General features: G+C 72.7%; 14 protein-coding genes, 2 tRNA genes and 1 pseudogene. 10 read left to right on the forward strand and 7 right to left on the reverse strand.

Annotation, left to right across the window (positions count from 1 at the left end; all coding sequences use genetic code 11):
- Together G3I54_RS27575 and G3I54_RS27580 are read right to left on the reverse strand one after the other, a co-directional pair.
- Window positions 1–1,860 (reverse strand): PAS domain-containing protein (locus G3I54_RS27575; protein ID WP_164618236.1); only part of this gene is annotated, 1,860 nt, incomplete at its 3' end.
- 338 nt (window positions 1,861–2,198) lie between these two features.
- Complete coding sequence (locus G3I54_RS27580) at window positions 2,199–2,774, reverse strand: SSI family serine proteinase inhibitor (RefSeq protein ID WP_164618238.1); 576 nt, start codon at window positions 2,772–2,774, stop codon at window positions 2,199–2,201.
- A 292-nt stretch (window positions 2,775–3,066) separates the two neighbouring features.
- Between G3I54_RS27580 and G3I54_RS27585 the strand changes: the two genes are divergently transcribed.
- Window positions 3,067–3,157: transfer RNA gene (locus G3I54_RS27585), tRNA-Ser, on the forward strand.
- A gap of 227 nt (window positions 3,158–3,384) precedes the next feature.
- A tRNA-Arg gene (locus tag G3I54_RS27590) sits at window positions 3,385–3,457 on the forward strand.
- Window positions 3,458–3,891: 434 nt separating this feature from the next.
- Here G3I54_RS27590 and G3I54_RS27595 read toward each other — a convergent pair.
- Window positions 3,892–5,112 carry an FAD-dependent oxidoreductase gene (locus G3I54_RS27595; protein WP_164618240.1) on the reverse strand — a complete coding sequence of 407 codons (1,221 nt, stop codon included), beginning with the start codon at window positions 5,110–5,112 and terminating at the stop codon, window positions 3,892–3,894.
- A gap of 92 nt (window positions 5,113–5,204) precedes the next feature.
- Complete coding sequence (gene sigJ / locus G3I54_RS27600) at window positions 5,205–6,149, reverse strand: RNA polymerase sigma factor SigJ (protein ID WP_164618242.1); 945 nt, start codon at window positions 6,147–6,149, stop codon at window positions 5,205–5,207.
- 119 nt (window positions 6,150–6,268) lie between these two features.
- Between sigJ and G3I54_RS27605 the strand changes: the two genes are divergently transcribed.
- Genes G3I54_RS27605 through G3I54_RS27615 form a run of 3 tightly spaced genes read left to right on the forward strand, consistent with a single transcriptional unit; the run spans window position 6,269 to window position 8,641 of the window.
- Window positions 6,269–6,811: a hypothetical protein gene (locus tag G3I54_RS27605; protein WP_164618244.1), complete on the forward strand. Its 543-nt coding sequence runs from the start codon at window positions 6,269–6,271 to the stop codon at window positions 6,809–6,811.
- Window positions 6,812–6,821: 10 nt separating this feature from the next.
- Window positions 6,822–7,721, forward strand: a complete 900-nt coding sequence (locus tag G3I54_RS27610; protein WP_164618246.1) for a DUF2797 domain-containing protein — start codon at window positions 6,822–6,824, stop codon at window positions 7,719–7,721.
- Between the two features lie 23 nt (window positions 7,722–7,744).
- Window positions 7,745–8,641: an amidohydrolase family protein gene (locus G3I54_RS27615; RefSeq protein WP_164618248.1), complete on the forward strand. Its 897-nt coding sequence runs from the start codon at window positions 7,745–7,747 to the stop codon at window positions 8,639–8,641.
- Window positions 8,642–8,672: 31 nt separating this feature from the next.
- Here the strand turns inward: G3I54_RS27615 and G3I54_RS27620 are convergent, their stop codons facing one another.
- A complete protein-coding gene (locus G3I54_RS27620) occupies window positions 8,673–9,143 on the reverse strand; it encodes a GNAT family protein (RefSeq protein ID WP_343240437.1) in 471 nt (156 codons plus the stop codon).
- 103 nt (window positions 9,144–9,246) lie between these two features.
- Here G3I54_RS27620 and G3I54_RS27625 point away from each other — a divergent pair, with 103 nt between their 5' ends.
- The 4 genes from G3I54_RS27625 to G3I54_RS27640 are packed head-to-tail and all read left to right on the forward strand — an operon-like array spanning window position 9,247 to window position 15,118.
- Window positions 9,247–9,993 carry a response regulator transcription factor gene (locus G3I54_RS27625; RefSeq protein ID WP_164618252.1) on the forward strand — a complete coding sequence of 249 codons (747 nt, stop codon included), beginning with the start codon at window positions 9,247–9,249 and terminating at the stop codon, window positions 9,991–9,993.
- A gap of 10 nt (window positions 9,994–10,003) precedes the next feature.
- On the forward strand, window positions 10,004–11,611 hold the full coding sequence (locus G3I54_RS27630; RefSeq protein ID WP_343240439.1) for a HAMP domain-containing sensor histidine kinase: 1,608 nt from the start codon (window positions 10,004–10,006) through the stop codon (window positions 11,609–11,611).
- Window positions 11,612–11,636: 25 nt separating this feature from the next.
- Entirely contained in the window at window positions 11,637–12,986 is a 1,350-nt protein-coding gene (locus tag G3I54_RS27635) for a bifunctional glycosyltransferase family 2/GtrA family protein (protein WP_164618254.1), read from the forward strand.
- Window positions 12,983–15,118: a glycosyltransferase family 39 protein gene (locus G3I54_RS27640; RefSeq protein WP_164618256.1), complete on the forward strand. Its 2,136-nt coding sequence runs from the start codon at window positions 12,983–12,985 to the stop codon at window positions 15,116–15,118. The genes G3I54_RS27635 and G3I54_RS27640 overlap by 4 nt, the downstream gene beginning before the upstream one ends.
- A gap of 25 nt (window positions 15,119–15,143) precedes the next feature.
- Here the strand turns inward: G3I54_RS27640 and G3I54_RS27645 are convergent, their stop codons facing one another.
- Together G3I54_RS27645 and G3I54_RS27650 are read right to left on the reverse strand one after the other, a co-directional pair.
- Window positions 15,144–16,310, reverse strand: a complete 1,167-nt coding sequence (locus G3I54_RS27645; RefSeq protein ID WP_164618258.1) for a serine hydrolase domain-containing protein — start codon at window positions 16,308–16,310, stop codon at window positions 15,144–15,146.
- A gap of 205 nt (window positions 16,311–16,515) precedes the next feature.
- Window positions 16,516–17,419, reverse strand: a pseudogene (locus G3I54_RS27650) (endonuclease/exonuclease/phosphatase family protein).
- Between the two features lie 227 nt (window positions 17,420–17,646).
- Here G3I54_RS27650 and G3I54_RS27655 point away from each other — a divergent pair.
- Window positions 17,647–19,305 carry a DHA2 family efflux MFS transporter permease subunit gene (locus G3I54_RS27655; protein WP_239144603.1) on the forward strand — a complete coding sequence of 553 codons (1,659 nt, stop codon included), beginning with the start codon at window positions 17,647–17,649 and terminating at the stop codon, window positions 19,303–19,305.
- Window positions 19,306–19,437: the final 132 nt, after the last annotated feature.

Below are 19,437 nucleotides of genomic sequence, written 5' to 3' on the forward strand. Positions count from 1 at the left end.
GGCGGCCACGGCACCGGCCTCGCCGCCGGCCGTACCCTCCGGCGTACCGCCGGGGCTGTCGAGGAACGCGTCGGTCGAGGACCTGCGCGCCCGGCGCCGACCGCCGCTGGTGACGCCCGGCGCGCCGAGGCCTCCGGGCGACGAGGAGGCGACGGGTGCGGGCTCCGGCAGCAGGGCGTCGCCGTCCGTCTCCGGGGGTGCGATCGTGCCGGCCGCGGCGCCGATGGGCAGGTCGAGGACGTACGCGCTGCCGCTCATGCCCGGCATCTCGTGCGTCTGGAGGACTCCGCCGTGCGCCCGGACGATGCCGCGCACGATCGGCTCGTGCACCGGGTCGCCCCCGGCGAACGGCCCGCGCACCTCGATCCGTACGACGTCACCGCGCTGGGCGGCGGCCACGACCACGGTGGAGTCGACATAGCCGCCGCCGGGCACGGCCCGGGTCTTGCCGGTCGAGTCGACGCCGCAGACGTCCGCGACGAGATGGGCGATGGCGGTGGCGAGCTGACGCGCGTCGACCTCCGCCTCGATCGGCGGGGCGTGCACGGCGAACTGGGCGCGTCCGGGCCCGATCAGCTCGACCGCCCCGTCGATCCCGCCGGTCACGATCCCCTCGATCATGGCGGGGGCCTTGTGCAGCCCCTCCACGCCCGTGTCGAGGCGCTGGTAGCCGAGCACGTTGTCGACGAGGGTCGTCATCCGGGCGTACCCGGCGGCGAGGTGGTGCAGGATCTGGTTGGCCTCCGGCCACAGCTGGCCGGCCGGGTCGGCGGCGAGGGTGGACAGCTCGCCGCGCAGCTCCTCCAGGGGCCCGCGCAGCGAACCGCCGAGGACGGCGGTGAGCTGGGAGTGCTGGGCGCCCAGGGAGGCGAGCAGCTCGGCCTGGCCCTCGATCTCGGCGGCGTACCGCTCGGTCCGGTCGGCGATCTCGGCGGCGTGGGCCTCCTTGAGCGCCTCCAGTTCGGCGGCGTGCGCCTCCTTCAGCGCGGTGACCTCGGCGGAGTGGCTCGTGGTCAGCTCGGCGACGACGCTCTTGTGCTGCGCCGACAGCTCCTCGTACGGGCGGCGGTCGGTGAACGTCATCACCGCGCCGACGAGCTGGTCCCCGTCGCGTACCGGAGCGGTCGTCAGATCCACCGGGACCTGCGCGCCGCTCTTGGACCACAGCACCTGCCCGCGCACCCGGTGCTTGCGCCCCGACCTGAGGGTGTCGGCGAGCGGGGAGTCCTCGTACGGGAACGGCTCGCCCTCCGCCCGCGAGTGCAGGATCAGCGGGTGCAGCTCCTGGCCGCCGAGGTCGCTGGCCCGGAAGCCGAGGATCTGCGCGGCGGCGGGGTTGACGAGGACGACGCGCCCGTCGGTGTCCGTGCCGACGACGCCCTCGGAGGCGGCCCGCAGGATCATCTCGGTCTGGCGCTGCGAACGGGCCAGCTCCGCCTCGGTGTCGACGGTGCCGGAGAGGTCCCGCACCACGAGCATGAGCAGCTCGTCACCGGTGTAGCTGGAGTGGATGTCGTTGTACGCGGCCTGCCCGCTGTCGAGGCTCGCGCTGGTGACCTCGACGGGGTACTCGTTGCCGTCGGTGCGCCGCGCGGTCATCCGCGTCGGCTTGGTCCTGCCCTGCTCGTCCGCGGCCTCGGGCCGGCGCATCGAACCCGGGATCAGCTTGGAGTCGAACTCCGGCAGCAGATCGAGCAGTCCGCGACCGACGAGCGCGGTGCCCGGGGTCTCGAACATTTCGAGGGCGATGGCGTTGGCGTTCACGACCGTGCCGTTGCAATTGACGAGCAGGAGCCCGTCAGGAAGGGCATCGAGTATGGCTGCGAGGCGAGCAGTGCCTCGGGATGGCCTGCTGCTCACGACGACGCTTCCTCCCTGATTACCGCACCTTGCCGACAGCGGGCCCCATCTTGCCCCTCGGGCCGCAGACTGTCACTGGAGGAGTCTAAGGGCAGGGGAGGCTCCGGGGGCGGCGGATGAGGGGGAGCTCTCACCAAGGTTCTGTGCGTGCGGTGTACGCCGCGAGCCCATGGCGTGAGCGTCCGCGCACCCGGTGACGTGCGCGGACGCACGGCGCGACCGTCCCGGCCGGGGCCCGGAGAGCGCCCCGCGGGGCTTCGCCGGAGCGAACGCCTTTGCGCCCCGACGAATCCCCGACGAAGCCCCGACCACGCCCCGACTACACCGGGACCGACGGACTATCGAACATCCGGAAGCACCGGCACGAGGCTGTTCCAGCGCGCGATCTCGCATCCGTCGCGGCGGCTCGCGGTGGTGTCCACGGCCCGGCCCTCCCAGGTGCCGACGATGCGCGCGGTGGCGTCGCCGCCGTGGATCATCGTGCACATCGTGCCCTCGGGGGTCTCCCGGAACAGCTCCTGCCGCCCGGACCGGGTGGCGCCGGCCTCCGCGAGCCGGTCACAGGCGGCCTGCCCCCGCGGGTGGCTGCCCCCGGTGGGCCCGCACTCCAGCTCGAAGGTGCCGTCGGCCCCCGCGACCCCGGTGTTCTCGACGCTCACGGTGAGCCGGGTACGTACGTCACCGGCCTCACCGGCCCCTGTCCCCTCCCCGCCGTCCAGGAACCCGGGCAGCGGGAGGGGCAGGGGCAGCGGCCCGAGGGCGGGCCGGGCGGCGGCGAACGGGCCGGTGGTGGGCACGGCGGAGGGCACCGGACCGGAGGACGCGGGCCCGGAGGCGGTGGCGATGGACGCCGGCACGGCGGTGGCGAGCGCGGCGAGCGAGACGACGGCGGTGAGGGCGAGACGGCGCAGCATGCGGAAGCTCCAGGATCTCTGCAGCACGGTCGGCCACGGGCGGCGGTCACGGACGATCACGGACCCGCCCCGGCACCACGGCTGACGGACGGCTGACGGGCGGCTGACGGGCGACGGAGACCGGGGCCCCCACCCCTCTCTAACGCGCACCACGCCCGGACGTTGCGCCACCACGCCGAACTGCTTTGCTTGGGCCCCCGGGGGCCTAGTAACGTTGGCGGCGATTGGTGACACGACGCTCGACTGTGTCATCATCTGCACGCACCACTCGCGTCCGCGCGAGGCGTGTGGAGGAGGCGTCGCCTAGTCCGGTCTATGGCGCCGCACTGCTAATGCGGTTTGGGTCTTAAAGCCCATCGAGGGTTCAAATCCCTCCGCCTCCGCTCCATCCCGAAGCCCCGCGCCCCTGGCGCGGGGCTTCGGCCGTTCCGGGACGCGCACGGGCGCGGAGGGCGCGCCCGGGGCGGTTCGGGAGGTCGGCCGAGATGGGCCACGAGAGGCTGTTTCCGCAGCTCAGCAGCGGTGCGGCTAATGGATTTCGCGTCACGGCGCAGGTCATGTAATGTTGTTCTCGCAACGCCGACCGGGAAGAAAAAGCCCGGAACGCCAAGCACTCGTAGCTTAACGGATAGAGCATCTGACTACGGATCAGAAGGTTGCAGGTTCGAATCCTGCCGAGTGCACAGCAGGCCAGAGGCCCCCAGGAGAAATCCTGGGGGCCTCTCGCGTTGCCCGGACAGCAGCGAAGTACCGCAACCGCGACCGCGCCGGTCGATCATGCCTCGCACGTCGGCAGCGAAATGAACTTCTGCCCTCGCGGTGAGCTCGCATCTGGTGGAGTTCACACGGGTCTGTGAGGATCAAGCTGTGAATCAGCGTTGGACGTTCGAAAGATGGAGCAGGGTCCTCGACTGGGCAGGGCTGCCCCTGTCCGTCCTCCTTCTCGCGATCGGCATCAGGGACTATCGCGATGGAGCCTCTGTGGGTTGGCCGATCGGTGGAGCGGTGCTCGTTCTGGTCAGCCTCTGGGTGATCTACCGCGGGATGCATCGCCGGAATGGCAGGACCACCAAGTCGGCGTAGGGATACAGCGGCCCTGACCGATCCGGCCGGAGCCTCAAGCCGCTTCCGCGGCAGCCGTGGTGGTGGTCGTGGTTTCCGTCCGCGCCGGCTCCCCCGTCGTCCGGCGGCGGCGGGTCGGCAGGCCCAGTGTCGGGTTGGCCACGCCCCAGGCCGCGCCCTTGCAGACCAGTTCCTTGTAGAAGGCGGCCAGGCGGCCGGTGAGGGCTGCGCTGACGGCTCGGTCGTCGGCGGTGACGTACTGGATCAGGCCCTTCTTGCGGCCGAGCGAGATGCACTGGTTGAAGTAGCGGGCCGAGATGGTCGGGAGCTTGCCGCCGGTGAGGCGGGCCGCGATGGCGTCGGCGGCCTGCCAGGCGGTGGGGACGCCCGAGGCGCACGACATGCGCAGCGGCTTGTCGCCGGGGCCGGCGACCAGGGCCGCGTCGCCGATGGCGTACACGTCCGGGTGCGAGGTCGAGCGCATGGTGGCGTCGACCACGATCTGGCCGTTGTCGCCGGTCTCCAGCGTCGTGGCCCGGGCGATGGGGTGGACCGCGAAGCCGGTCGTCCAGACCGTGATCGCGGCCGGGACGTCGCCTTCGGCGGTGGTGACGCGGTCGGCCTCCACGGCGGTGGCGGCGGTGTGTTCGTGTGCGGTGATCTTCAGGCCGGTGAAGACCTTCCGCAGGTGTCGGGCGCCCTTGGGGGAGAGCCAGTCGCCCAGTGCGCCCCGGGCGATCAGGGCCACGTCGAGGTCCGGGCGGGTCTCGGCGATCTCCGCCGCGGCCTCCACGCCGGTGAGGCCGCCGCCGACGACGGTCACGGGGCTGCCGGGGGCGAGCGCGGCCAGCCGGTCGCGCAGGCGGAGGGCTCCGTCGCGGCCGGCGATGTCATGGGCGTGCTCCGCGACGCCGGGGACGGCGTGGGTGTTCCACGCGCTGCCGAGGGCGTACACGAGGGTGTCGTACTCCAGGTCCTCCGGCTCGCCCGTTCCGTCCGGGGCGGTGACGGACACCGTCCTGCGGTCGACGTCGATACCCGAGACCTTCGCGAGCTTCAGCCGGACGCCCGTGCCGGCGAACATCTCGCGGAAGGGGCGGGGGCGGAGGTCCTGGCCCGCCGCCAGCTGGTGCATCCGGACGCGTTCGACGAAGTCCGGTTCGGCGTTGACGAGGGTGATGGAGACGTCCTCGCTGCGCAGCCGCCTGGCGAGGCGTCCGGCGGCGCTCGCTCCGGTGTATCCGGCTCCGATGACGATGATGCGGTGCTGCTGCATGTCCTGGCTCCTGTCTCACGCGGTGTCGCCCCTTGAACCGGGCAGCCCGTCGTTTCCTGACAGGTCAGGGACGTGACGTGCGTCACAGTCGGTCAGTTGATGCGGAGAGCCGGTTCTCCGTGGTCCGTCCCCGCCCACAGCCGCGTCGCCCGTTCGAGCTTGTCGGGGTTGGCCTGGTTGCGGAAGGCGGCGATGCCGTCCGCCGTGATCTCCAGGCACATGACGCCGATGACCCGGCCGTCGACGGTGACCACGAGCGCGGGCAGCCCGTTGGCGTACGAGACGTGGACCTCCGCGGTACCGCCGAGGAGGTTGCGGGCGGCCCGGTTGGGGGTGAACAGGCTCCGCATGAACTTCGCGACCGCGAGAGCACCCTCGAACGGCCTGGTGCGGGCCGGCACCTTGCCGCCGCCGTCGCCGATCGCGACGGCGTCCGCGGTGAGCAGTCGGACGAGCGGTTCGGTGCGCCCGCTGGTGGCGGCCGTGAGGAACTCCTCGACGATCCGCCGGGCGGCGGCCTCGTCGATCTCGGTACGGGTCCGGCCCTCGGCGATGTGCTTCTTGGCGCGGTGGAACAGCTGCTGGCTCGCGGACTCCGTGGTGTCGAGGATCTCGGCGATCTTCCCGTGCGGGTACGCGAACGCCTCCCGCAGCACGTACACCACCCGCTCGTTGGGTGACAGCCGTTCCATCAGGGCGAGGACCGCGAACGAGACCGATTCGCGCTGCTCGACGGTGTCGGCGGGGCCGAGCATCGGGTCTCCGGCGAGCAGCGGCTCGGGCAGCCACTGGCCCACATAGGTCTCGCGCCGGGCGCGCGCCGAGGTGAGCTGGTTGAGGCAGAGGTTGGTGAGGACCTTCGTCAGCCAGGCCTCGGGGACCTCGACGCGGTCGATGTCGGCGGCCTGCCAGCGCAGGAACGTGTCCTGCACGGCGTCCTCGGCATCGCTCGCGGAGCCGAGGAGGCGGTAGGCGATGGCCTTCAGCCGGGGCATGGAAGCCTCGAACAGGTCCATCTGGTTCCCGGTCAGCGCCATGGTCCGGATCCTAACGGGCAGCGCCGTCCGCATGGCCGACGCGGCCGCATCAGGGCAGGGCGGCGGGGTAGCCGACACCGTACGGGGCGTGACGGGCGCGCCCTGCCCGGAGGTGGGCCATGGAGTCGAAGGAGCAGGGCCGGAAAGGGCGTTGGCAGGACCGGTGGTGGGCGATCGGGCTGCTGGTGCTCGTGATCTGGGTGGCCGTCCGGCTGGCCTTCCGGGGCTGGTCCGCGTGGCCGGGGGTTCTGGTCGGCGGAGTCGTCTACGCGGGTCTCATGACGGGGGTCGTGCTGTGGCGTCGGCGGCGGGACGCGAAGGCCGTGGGCACCGAGCCCGGCCGGGTGCCCGAGCTGGAGCGGCGGATAGCGAAGAACGGCGAGGTGCCCGAGGACCCGGCCGAACAGGCGGCCATGGTCCGGTTGATCCGGCGGCGGGAGGAGAAGCTGCGGCGCAACCGGTGGTGGGCCTTTCCCACGCTCGGGCTGCTCTTCCTCGGGATCCCGTTCCTCTGGTTCGCCGCCGGGAACGTGCCGGCGGGGCTGTGGTCGCTCGGCTTCGGCGTGGGGTTCATGGGATGGATGATCTGGTTCAACCGGCGCTTCGTGCGGCGCATGGCCGCGATGCGGCGACGGATCGAGGGTGTCGGAGGGTACGCGTAGCATCCTCCGGATGACGTGTGAGGTCCGGGCGTCCGGCGGCGGGTGGCGGTGTGATGGGCTGCGGTGGCCCGGAGAAGTGCCTGAGCTGGGGTGGAGCAGGGGCCGTGACCGGCGGGTGAGTGTGCTCGCGTACGGGTCCGGCCTCGGGTTCCGGGTCCTCGGGGAGCGGCACTGTGTGGGGGCCCGGGGCCATGTGTGCCCGCTGGGGGCCGTGGTTCCCGGGCGCTCCACCGGAGGGCGGTGCGCCGAGTGCGCGCGGCTGGACCGGGCGCATTCGGTGGCCGCCGACACGATGGCGGACGACCCCCGGACGTACCGCGTGTATCTCGCGTGGTTCGGGCCCGGCATGGTCAAGGTCGGCATCACCGGTGAGGAGCGCGGGGCGGCCCGGCTGCGGGAGCAGGGGGCCGTGGTCTTCAGCTGGTTGGGGCGCGGGCCTCTCATGGCGGCCCGGCGGACCGAGGAGGTGCTGCGGGCGGCCCTCGGGGTGCCCGACCGGATCCCGTACGCCAGGAAGCGGGCCGAGCGGGGGCGGCTCCCCGGTGCGGACGAGCGGTTCGCCGAGGTGACGGAGTTGTACGGGCGGGCGGCGCAGCTCGAAGGGCGCGGCTGGCCCGAGTCGTTGGAGCGGATCCCGGTCGACGTCGTCGACCAGGCGGGGATCTTCGGGCTCGACCGTGCGCCCGCGCCCGTCCGGTCGGTGCGGGAGCTGGTGGACGGGGGTGTCGTCGCCGGGCGGCTCGTCGCGGCCGCCGGGCCCGATCTGCACCTCGCGGTGGACGGCGTGGGCGTGGTCGTGCTGGACACACGGCTGATCACCGGCCGGCGGCTGACGGCGGTGACCGGGAGCGATGTACGTGTCCCCCTCATCGACATCGGCGGCGGCGGTGTGCAGGGTGGGTTGTTCTGACCGTCGACCGAGGGAGTGCGTCCGTGGGGCCGGAGAGCGATGACGTGGTGCGGTTCTGGGAGCGGCTCGGGCTGCCCGGGATCATCGACGTGCACACCCACTTCATGCCCGAGCGGGTCCTGCGCAAGGTCTGGGCGTACTTCGACGCCGCCGGGCCGCTCACCGGTCTTGAGTGGCCGATCACCTACCGGTACGAGGAGGACGCGCGGCTGGCCGTGCTGCGGTCCTTCGGGGTGCTGCGCTTCACCTCCATGCTCTATCCGCACAAGCCCGGCATGGCCCGCTGGCTGAACGGCTGGGCCGCCGGCTTCGCCGCCCGGACGCCCGACTGCCTGCACACCGCGACCCTCTTCCCGGAGGAGGGCGTGGAGATGTATGTGAAGGAGGCCGTCGAGGCGGGGGCCCGGGTGTTCAAGTCGCACCTCCAGGTGGGCGCGTACGACCCCAACGATCCGTTGCTGGATCCGGTCTGGGGGCTGCTCGCGGAGGCCGGGGTTCCGGTGGTGATGCACTGCGGGTCGGGGCCCGCGCCGGGGAAGTTCACCGGGCCCGGACCGGTCGGGCGGCTGCTGGCGCGCCATCCCCGACTGCGGCTGATCGTGGCGCACATGGGGATGCCGGAGTACGCGGAGTTCCTGGCGCTGGCGGAGGCGTATCCGGAGGTCCGGCTCGATACGACGATGGCGTTCACCGACTTCAGCGAGGGGTTCAGCCCCTTTCCGGTGGCGGAGCGCGGGCGGCTCGCCGATCTCGGTGACCGGATCCTGCTGGGCACCGACTTCCCGAACATCCCCTACCCGTACGTCCACCAGCTGGAGGTTCTGGAGCGGCTCGGGCTGGGGGACGCGTGGTTGCGGGCGGTCTGCCACGGGAACGCCGCCGCGTTGTTCGCGACGCGGGACTCCGGGGGCGTGTCGTGAACGGGCTGGTCACAGCCGCTCGTCGAGGGGCTCAGCGGAGCTCGTCCGCCAGCAGGCCCATCGTGAACTTGTCGTACCACCGGCCGTCACGGCGGAAGACCTGACGAAGCCGGCCCTCCTCGACGAAGCCGACCTTCTCGTAGACCTTGCGCGCGGAGCGGTTCTCGGTGACCACGGTCAGCGTGATCTTGTGGAGCCGCATGTCCTCGAAGCCGTGGCGGCAGATCGTCCGAACGGCGTCCGTGGCGTAGCCGCGGCCCCAGTAGGCCTTCTCGCCCAGGTAGACATCGAGTTGCGCGATGCCCGTCTCCGGTTCCGCGTCGTGCAGCGTGACCAGGCCGATCAGCGTGTTGTCGGCGAGCGTCTCGACGCCGAGGAGCAGGTCGCCGTAGGTGTTGCGCGGGCGCTCCGTCAGCCAGGTGCGCACGCGCTCCACCGGCTGGGCGTACGTGTCCTCCATCCACATCTCGTGATCATCCCGCGAACCATGAAGTGGTACCACGGCCGGGCCGGCACACCCAATCGGTTTCGGCGGCGCCGCTTTCTCAGGAAATTCACAGGAACGGGTCAGGCTTCTCTCACGGGTGCCTCACAGAGTGGTCCCCATGACGACGACGACCTCGCCCCAGGGGCGTACCGAACTGCTCAGGCCGGACCGTACCCCCGTGCGGGTCCTGGTCGTGGACGACGAGGCTCCGCTCACCGAGCTGCTCTCGATGGCCCTGCGCTACGAGGGGTGGGTGGTGCGCAGCGCCGGGGACGGGGCCGGGGCGGTCCGGGCCGCGCGGGACTTCCGGCCGGACGCGGTGGTCCTGGACGTGATGCTTCCGGACATGGACGGGCTGTCCGTCCTCGGCCGGCTGCGCCGCGAGTACGCCGATGTGCCGGTCCTCTTCCTGACCGCCCGGGACGCCGTCGAGGACCGGATCGCCGGGCTCACCGCGGGCGGCGACGACTACGTCACCAAGCCGTTCAGCCTGGAGGAGGTCGTGGCCCGGCTGCGCGGGCTCATCCGCCGCTCGGGCTCGGCCGTCGCCGCCGGGCGGAGCGAGTCCACGCTCGTCGTCGGGGATCTGGTCCTGGACGAGGACAGCCACGAGGTGAGCCGGGGCGGGGACGCGATCCATGTGACGGCCACCGAGTTCGAGCTGCTGCGCTTCCTGATGCGTAATCCGCGCCGGGTCCTCAGCAAGGCGCAGATCCTCGACCGGGTCTGGAACTACGACTTCGGCGGCCAGGCCAACGTCGTCGAGCTCTACATCTCCTACCTCCGCAAGAAGATCGACGCCGGGCGCACGCCGATGATCCACACCCGGCGCGGCGCGGGGTATCTGATCAAGCCCGGTGAGTAGGCGAGCCGCGGTGCGGGGGCTGCGCAGGCCCTGGACGTTGCGGACCCGGCTCGTCGTGTCGGCCGTCTCGCTGATCGCGGTCGTCGCCGCCGTCATCGGGTCCGTCACCGCGATCGCCTTCCACAGCTACATGTACGGCAAGCTCGACGACCAGCTGCACTCCGTCGCCGAGCGGGCCGAACGGCCGCCCGGGCCTGTGCCGGTGCCCGACGCGTTGCGCGAGGCCGGTCCGCTCGGCTTCGTCGGCGGGGGCGGGCAGCCGCTCGGCACGTTCGGGGCCCTCGTCGGCGACGACGGGTCCGTCAGCGTGTCGAAGGTCGTCGAGGACAGCGGGCTGCGCGCCCAGGAGAGCGCCAAGCCGCTGACCGAGGAGCAGCGGCGGGCGCTGGAGGAGGCCGCTCCGGAGACCGGCGAGGGCACCAGGAGCGTCGATCTGCCGGGGCTCGGCGGCTACCGGGTGGAGGCCGCGACCACCACCGACGGTCACACCGTCCTCGTCGGCATCCCCAGCGCCGAGGTGAGCGGTGCGCTGACCACTTTGATCGTCGTCGAGGTCTGCGTCACCGCCGCCGGGCTCCTCGCCGCCTCGATCGCGGGGACCGTCCTCGTCGGGGTGGCCCTGCGCCCGTTGCGCCGGGTCGCCGCCACGGCCACCCGGGTCTCCGAACTCCCCCTGCACAGCGGGGAGGTGGCCCTCCTGGAACGCGTTCCGGACGCCGAGGCCGACCCGCGTACCGAGGTCGGGCAGGTGGGCGCGGCGCTCAACCGCATGCTGGGACACGTCGGTTCGGCCCTCGCGGCCCGGCAGGAGAGCGAGACGCGGGTCCGGCAGTTCGTCGCCGACGCCAGCCATGAGCTGCGCACCCCCCTGGCCTCGATCCGGGGTTACGCCGAGCTGACCCGGCGCGCCACCGGCGGGCGGGAGGCACCGGAGCCGGATCCGGTCACCCGGCACGCGCTCGGGCGGATCGAGTCCGAGGCGGACCGGATGACGGGCCTGGTGGAGGATCTGCTGCTGCTGGCCCGGCTCGATGCCGGACGGCCGCTCTCGTACGCGCACACCGATCTGCTGCCGTTGGTCGTGGACGCGGTGAGTGACGCCCGGGTGGCGGACACGGGACGGCCGGATGCGGGAGGGCCGGATGCGGGTGCCCTGCACCGCTGGCGTCTTGAGCTGCCCGCCGAGCCCGTGACCGTACGCGCCGATCCCGACCGGCTCCGGCAGGTGCTGGTCAACCTGCTGGCCAACGCCCGGACGCACACCCCGCCGGGGACCACCGTCACCGTCTCCGTGACGCCGGCCGTGTCCGCCGGAGGGCCGGTCGCGCTGGAGGTGCGGGACGACGGGCCCGGTATCCCGGCGGAGCTGCTGCCGCACGTCTTCGAACGGTTCGCCCGGGGCGACGTCTCCCGCTCGCGCGGGGCCGGTACGGGCGGGGCGACCGGGTCCACCGGGCTCGGCCTCGCCATCGTGCAGGCCGTCGTCGCGGCGCACGGCGGGCGGGTGGCGGTGGAGTCCGGGCCGGGGCGCACGGTGTTCGTGATCGAGCTGCCGGCGGAGGAACCGGCGATCCGTACGGACTCACAGGCCAGGGACAGGCTCACCACACGGGTGTGACAGCGCGGTTGGCGAATGTCGGAGCATGACCACCGACAGCAGCCTCCGGAGCGGCCCCGGCGCGACCGGCCGCAGCCCCCGGGACGGCGGACGCAGCAGCGCGGACGGCGGAGAACGCGGCCTCCTGCCGGTCAGGGAGCATCTCCCGGCCCGGCAGACGGCCGCCGTGCCCGACGTCCCCGTGCTCGATGTCGTCGTTCCCGTGTACAACGAGGAGAAGGACCTCCGCCCCTGCGTCCTGCGCCTCCACGGCCATCTCGCGCGGACCTTCCCGTACCCCTTCCGCATCACCGTCGCCGACAACGCCAGCACCGACTCCACCCCCGCCGTCGCCGCCTCGCTCGCCGCGGAGCTGCCCGGGGTGCGGTGCGTACGGCTGGAGGAGAAGGGGCGCGGGCGGGCCCTGCGGACGGTGTGGTCGGCCTCCGAGGCCCCGGTCCTCGCCTATATGGACGTCGACCTCTCCACCGACCTCAACGCCCTCCTCCCGCTGGTCGCCCCGCTGATCTCCGGCCACTCCGATCTGGCCATCGGCTCGCGGCTCACCCGGAGTTCGCGGGTGGTGCGGGGGCCCAAGCGGGAGTTCGTCTCGCGCGCCTACAACCTGATCCTGCGCTCCTCGCTGGCCGCCGGGTTCAGCGACGCCCAGTGCGGGTTCAAGGCGATCCGGCGCGAGGTGGCCGAGCGGCTGCTGCCGATGGTGGAGGACAGCGGCTGGTTCTTCGACACCGAGCTGCTGGTCCTCGCCGAGCGGGCCGGGCTGCGCATCCACGAGGTGCCCGTCGACTGGGTCGACGACCCCGACTCGACCGTCCACATCGTGCGGACGGCCACCGATGACCTGAAAGGCGTGTGGCGGGTGGGGCGGGCGCTGGCCGTCGGCGCGCTGCCGCTGGACCGGCTGGCCCGGCCCTTCGGGGACGATCCGCGCGACCGGGCGCTGACCGGGGTGGAGCGCGGACTGGCCCGCCAGCTCATCGGATTCTGTGTCGTGGGCGTCCTGTCCACCCTCTTCTACCTCGCCCTCTACTCCCTCTTCCGGCTCGGCGTCGGCCCGCAGTTCGCCAACGGCGGCGCGCTGCTCGTCTCCGCCGTCGCCAACACGGCCGCCAACCGCAGGCTCACCTTCGGCGTACGCGGCCGGGGCGGGGCCGTCCGCCATCAGGCCCAGGGCCTGGTCGTCTTCGCCATCGGTCTCGCGCTGACCAGCGGCTCGCTCGCGGCGCTCGGCGCGGCCTCCGGATCGCCCTCGCACTCCACGGAGCTGGCCGTACTGATCACCGCCAACCTCGCGGCCACCGTGCTGCGCTTCCTGCTCCTGCGCGCCTGGGTCTTCCCGGCCCGCGCCTGCCCCGAACCCGAGGACGCCCGATGACCACGGCCACGACCACGATCACCACCACCGCCGCCGCACCTCCGGAACCCGGCACCGGCCCTCGTTGGGCGCGGCCGGCGCTGTACGGGCTCCTGCTGGCCGTCGGGCTCGCGTATTTCTACAACCTCAGCGCCTCCGGTTACGCCAACTCCTTCTACTCCGCGGCCGTCCAGGCGGGCAGCCAGAGCTGGAAGGCGTTCTTCTTCGGCTCGCTGGACTCCGCCAACGCCATCACCGTCGACAAGCCGCCCGCCGCGCTCTGGCCGATGGCTCTCTCCGTACGGCTCTTCGGGCTCAACTCCTGGGCGATCCTGGCCCCTCAGGTCCTGATGGCGCTCGCCACGGCGGCCGTGCTGAACACCGCCGTACGCCGTCGCTTCGGGCCGGTCGCCGGGCTGATCGCGGTGGGCGTGTTCGCGCTGACGCCCGTCGCCGCGCTGATGTTCCGCTTCAACAACCCGGACGCGCTGCTCGCCCTGCTGATGACGGTCACCGTGTGGTGCGTGCTGCGGGCCCTGGAGCAGGGGCGGACGAAGTGGCTGCTCTGGGCGGGCGCCGCGGTCGGGTTCGCGTTCCTGACGAAGACCCTCCAGGCGTTCCTGATCCTGCCGCCGCTGGCCGTGCTGTACGCGGTGTGCGCCCCCGTTCCCGTACGGAAGCGGCTCGGCCAACTCGCCCTGTCCGCGCTGACGATGGTCGTCGCCGGTGGCTGGTGGGTCGCGATCGTGGAGCTGATGCCGGCGTCTTCGCGCCCGTACGTCGGCGGCTCGCAGAACAACTCCTTCCTTGAGCTCACCTTCGGCTACAACGGGCTCGGCCGGATCAACGGCGAGGAGACCGGCAGCGTCGGCGGCGGTGGTCGCGGGGGCGGAGGCGGCGGTGGCTGGGGCGAGACCGGCATCGGGAGGATGTTCAACTCCGAGGTGGGCGGCCAGATCGCCTGGTTGCTGCCCGCCGCGCTGATCCTGCTGGCGGCCGGTCTCTGGCTGACCCGGAAGGCGGCCCGGACCGACTCCGCGCGGGCCGCGTTCGTCGCCTGGGGCGGTGCGTTGATCATGACCGCCGCGGTGTTCAGCTTCATGGCCGGGATCTTCCACCAGTACTACACGGTGGCGCTCGCCCCGTACGTCGCGGCGCTCGTCGCCATGGGCGTCACGGTGCTGTGGGAGGAGCGGGGCGCGTGGTGGCCGCGGGCGGTGCTCGCGGGCACGGTCCTCGCGACGGCGCTCTGGGCGTACGTCCTGCTCGGCCGCACCCCGGACCACCTGCCGTGGTTGCGGTGGGCGGTGCTCGCGGGCGGGATCGTCGGCGCGCTCGGGCTGCTCGTCGTGGGCCGGTTCGGCGGCCGGGGCCTGGCCCTCGCCGTGGTGGCGCTGAGCTGCGCGGCGTCGCTGGCGGGGCCGACGGCGTACACCGTCTCCACCTTGAACAGCGGCCACCAGGGGTCGATCGTGACGGCCGGTCCTTCTGGGGGCGGGTTCGGCATGGGCGGGCCCGGGGGCGGCGGTGGCCGGGGTGGCCCCGGCGGTGACGGCGACGGCGGGCAGCGCGGCGGCATGCAGCGACCGCCCGGTCAGGCGCAGGGGCAGGGCCAGGCGCAGGGCCAGGCGCAGGGCCAGGGGACACCTCCTGGCCAGGCCCCGGGCGGTATGCCCACCGCACCCGGCGGTACGGGTACGGGTACGGGTACGGGCACCGGCGCGGGCGCGAACCCCGGCTTCGGCGAGGGCATGCGGGGCGGCGGCGGAGGCGGCGGTATGGGCGGGCTGCTCAACGGCGCGACCGTCGACGCCGAGGCGAAGGCGCTGCTGGAGAAGGAGGCGGACGACTACACCTGGGTCGCCGCGGCCGTCGGCGCGCAGAACGCGGCCAGCTACCAACTCGCCACCGGAGAACCGGTGATGGCGATCGGCGGCTTCAACGGGAGCGACCCGTCGCCGACGCTCGCCCAGTTCAAGAAGTACGTCGCGGAGGGGAAGGTGCACTACTTCGTCTCGGGCGGCGGTATGGGCGGCGGCCCCGGAGGCTCCTCCGGCACCTCCTCCCAGATCTCCTCCTGGGTGACGGAGAACTTCACCGAGGTCACCGTCGGCAGCGCCACGTTCTACGACCTGACGCAGCCGGTGAGTTGAGGTCCGGGGGTGTGCGCGGTCGGGCTCAGAACCCGGCCGCGTACGTCCAGAAGTCCCGCATCACCTGCGGTGCGGCGGGTCCGGACATCTCCATCTGGGTGAGCAGGACGGCGACCGTGCCCGTGGACGGGACGATGTGGGCGGTGGTGCCTGTGCCGCCGACCCAGCCGTAGCGGCCGAGGACGTTCCACGGGGCGGCGATCTCGACGTCCACCGCGCCGCCGAACCCCCAGCCCTGGCCCTCGGTGAACAGCCCGCTCGCGGCGCGCTGCTCCGGGGTCAGGTGGTCGGTGGTCATCTGGCGGACCGACTCGGCGGCCAGCACCCGGTCGCCGTCGTCGTTCAGGCCCCCGGCGAGCAGCATCCGGCCGAAGGCGTACCAGTCGTCGACGGTCGAGACCAGGCCCCCGGCGCCGGACGGGAAGGCGGGCGGGCTGCTCCACTGCCCGTCCGGGGCGTCGACCAGCACCGGATCGCTTCCGCTGTCCGACCCGGCCCGGTAGTAGCCGGTGAACCGGTCCAGCGCGGCGGGCTCCACGGCGAACGCGGTGTCCGTCATGCCGAGGGGCGCGAACAGCCGCTCCGCCAGATACGCGGGCAGCGGGCGGTCGGCGACCCGGGCGACGAGGACGCCGAGGATGTCGGAACACGTGTTGTAGAGCCACCCGTCGCCCGGCTGGTGCAGCAACGGGATACGGGACAGCGCGGCCATCCAGGCGTCCGGCGCGGGGACGTCCCGCACCTGCGGCGAGCCCTGTTTCAGCTCCGCGAACAGCGGGGCGACGGCCGGGAGCGAGAAGTCGGACGGGAAGCCGTATCCGGCGCGGAAGGTCAGCAGGTCCAGCAGGGTGATCGGGCGGACCGCCGACACCACGTCGTCGACCGGGCTCTCGGGGGTCCGTACGACCAGCGGCGAGGCCAGCTCGGGCAGCCACGCCGAGACCGGGTCGGCGGGGGCGATCAGGCCGTCCTCGACGAGCGTCATGGCGGCCGCCGCCACGACGGGCTTGGTGATCGAGGCGATACGGAAGAGCGAGTCCCGCCGCATCGGCGCGGACCCGGCGAGCCCGGCCGTGCCGGCCGACACCACCTCCGTGCGTTCGCCCCGGGCGACCAGGGCCACCGCTCCCGGCATCGATCCTTCGGCGATGTGGGTGTTCAGCAGGTCGTGCAGGGTGGTGGAGGTGGTCATGGTCGTCGTCGTCCTTCGTCCGGTACCGCGTGTTCTCTCGGAGCTCTGGGCCCGCCCTCGGGCAGGAAGACGCGCTCCGGCCGTAAAAGGAAGCTTTCAGGCCGAAAATGCCGAAGCTGCCCAGGCCGCCCAGGCTGCCGAAACCGCTCAGGCTGCCGAAACCGTCGAGGCTGCCGAACGTGGAGACTTCCGGACGGCTCCGGACTCATCGGTCCCGTCCCCTCCCGCGTACCGACAGGTCCGCCACCACGGGCCGGTGGTCGGAGGCGACGCTCCGCGGCACCCACGCCTTCCGCACCGTGATCCCGCCCTTCGACACCGCCACGAAGTCGATCCGCTTGACCGGGTCCTGCGCCGGGAAGGTGGGCGCGCCCGGGTCGACGTCGGCCAGCTCCCGCCAGAGCGGGGCCAGTTCGGGGGCGGCGGGCTCCGCGTTGAAGTCGCCGAGCAGGATCTGCGGGCCCCGGTCCTCGGCCATGATCCGCCGGGTGTCGGCGACCTGGGCGACGCGGACGGCGGGGTCCGGGCGGTAGTCGAGGTGGGTCACGTACACGTGCACGGGCAGCCCCCGCACCCGTACGACGACCTCGCCGAAGCCCGGGGCGGGCGCCGGGACCGGGTTCGGGTCCTGGGTCGAGAGGCGGGTGATCTCGTGGTTCTCGGCGCTCACGATCCGGTGCCGCGACAGCACGGCGACGCCGTACTCCGCGCGGGGCCCGCCCGGTTCGGCCGGGTCCAGGCTGTAGATCGGCGCGAAGGAGACACGCATACGCAGCCGGCGCGCCAGCTCTCCCGCGAGATCCCGCCATCCGCTGCGGGCGCCCCAGTGCCGGTCGACCTCCTGAAGCCCGATCACATCCGCGTCCAGCGAACGGAGTTCGGCGGTCTGGCGGTCCAGGTCGAAGACCCCGTCCAGGCCCACCCCCGGCGTGGATGTTGTACGTGGCGACCCGCAGCGGCAGTCCTCCGCCGGGCCCGCCGGCCCCGCCCGAAGGGGAGTTCGGCGCGGTGGCGACGGCGGCGGCAGCGGGCGGTGTGACGAGCGCTCCCAAGAGGGAGGCTGCGAGGAGCAGTTGAGGGATGCGAGGGGAACGGCGACGCAGCGACATGGCTCTCCAAACGGCCGAAAATCGCGCACTTTGTCAGGTCAGCGTCGAGAACCGTACCGCCGGGTCGCCCCCCGGGTCCCGGCGGCGCGACGGGCCCGACGCCGCCGAAATCGACTTGTACGTTGTACAGGGCTGCCTTACGGTGTACGACACACAGTCCTGTACGCCGTACAACAACCGGTCGAACGATCATGGGCCGGTCGACCCATGGAGCCCAAGGAGCCCGCATGACGGCGCCCGCCGCAGAGCGAAACGACCTCTCCCCCCAGGGACATCCGCAACGCTGGCTGATCCTCGGCGTCATCTGCCTGGCCCAGCTCACGGTGCTGCTCGACAACACCGTCCTCAATGTCGCGATCCCCTCCCTCACCACGGAGCTGAACGCCTCCACCGCCGATGTGCAGTGGATGATCAACGCCTACTCGCTCGTCCAGGCGGGCCTGCTGCTCACCGCGGGCAGCTCGGCCGACCGCTACGGGCGGAAGAAGATGCTGATGGTGGGCCTCGCCCTGTTCGGCGTCGGCTCGCTGGTGGCCGGGCTCGCCCAGTCCTCCGGCCAGCTCATCGCGGCCCGCGCCGGGATGGGCGTCGGCGGCGCGCTGCTGCTCACCACCACGCTCGCCGTCGTGGTCCAGATCTTCGACGAGACCGAGCGGGTCAAGGCGATCGGCATCTGGTCCACCGTCGCCTCCCTCGGGTTCGCGGCGGGGCCGCTGTTCGGCGGGTTCGTCCTCGACCACTTCTGGTGGGGCGCGATCTTCCTCATCAACATCCCGGTGGCCCTGATCGGTCTGGTCGCCGTCGCCCGGCTCGTACCGGAGTCCAGGATCATGCAGGGCGACCGGCCCGATCTGCTGGGCGCACTGCTCTCCACGATCGGTATGACCGCCGTGGTCTTCGCGATCATCTCCGGGCCCGAGCACGGCTGGACGTCCGGCCGGGTGCTGCTGACGGTGTTCGTCGGCGTCGCCGTGCTGACCGGGTTCGTGCTGTGGGAGCTGCACATCCCGTACCCGATGCTCGACATGCACTTCTTCCGGAACCAGAAGTTCGTCGGCGCGGTGGCGGGCGCGCTCCTGGTCGCCTTCGGGATGACCGGCTCGCTCTTCCTGCTCACCCAGCACCTCCAGTTCGTGCTCGGGTACGGGCCGTTGGAGGCGGGTCTGCGGACGGCCCCGATGGCGCTGACCGTGGTCGTCCTCAACCTGGCCGGCCTGGGCGCCCGGATGGTGCGGAAGACCGGGACGCCCGTCGTCATCGCGGTGGGGATGAGCTGCCTGGCGGCCGGACTCGCCGCCATCGCGCTCCTCGGACGGCACGGGTACGGCGGGATGCTGTTCGGCCTGCTCGTGATGGGGGTGGGGATCGCGCTGGCGATGCCCGCGATGGCCAACGCCATCATGAGCGCCATCCCGCCGGAGAAGGCCGGGGTCGGCGCCGGGGTCAACGGCACGCTCGCGGAGTTCGGCAACGGGCTCGGGGTCGCGGTGCTCGGCGCCGTGCTGAACGCCCGGTTCGCCGCGCTCGTACCGGCCGCCGTCGGCGCCACCTCACTGCCCGCGGCCCTGGCCGCCGCGGACGGGCCCACCGCCCGGGAGCAGATCAAGGACGCCTTCTCCTCGGGCCTGGAGGCCAGCCAACTGGTCGGCGCGGTCGCGGTGCTGGCGGGCGGTCTGCTCGCCGCGTTCCTGCTGCGCCGGGCCGAGCGGGTGGAGGCGGCGGCGGCCGGGACGACCGGGGCGGCCGCCGCCGCGCCGGCCGCCGGGGCAGAGAGCCCCGCCTCCGCCGAGCAGATCGCCCCGGCCGAGCAGGGCGACCCCGCCGAGCAGGGCGACCGGCTGAAGAAGGCCGGGGACCGGGCAGACTCGGCGGGACCGGCGGCATAGCATCGGACGGGACGCGCGTACCGGACCGTCAGCGTCCGGTACGCCGCCCTTCCGGCAGGACCACCGGGTCCCGCCCCTACCGGCAGGACCGGCCCGGTCCCGCCACTTCCGGCAGGACGGCTCGGTGGGTCG

It is taken from the genome of Streptomyces sp. SID14515 (assembly GCF_010548505.1).
GTDB lineage: Bacteria > Actinomycetota > Actinomycetes > Streptomycetales > Streptomycetaceae > Streptomyces > Streptomyces caviscabies.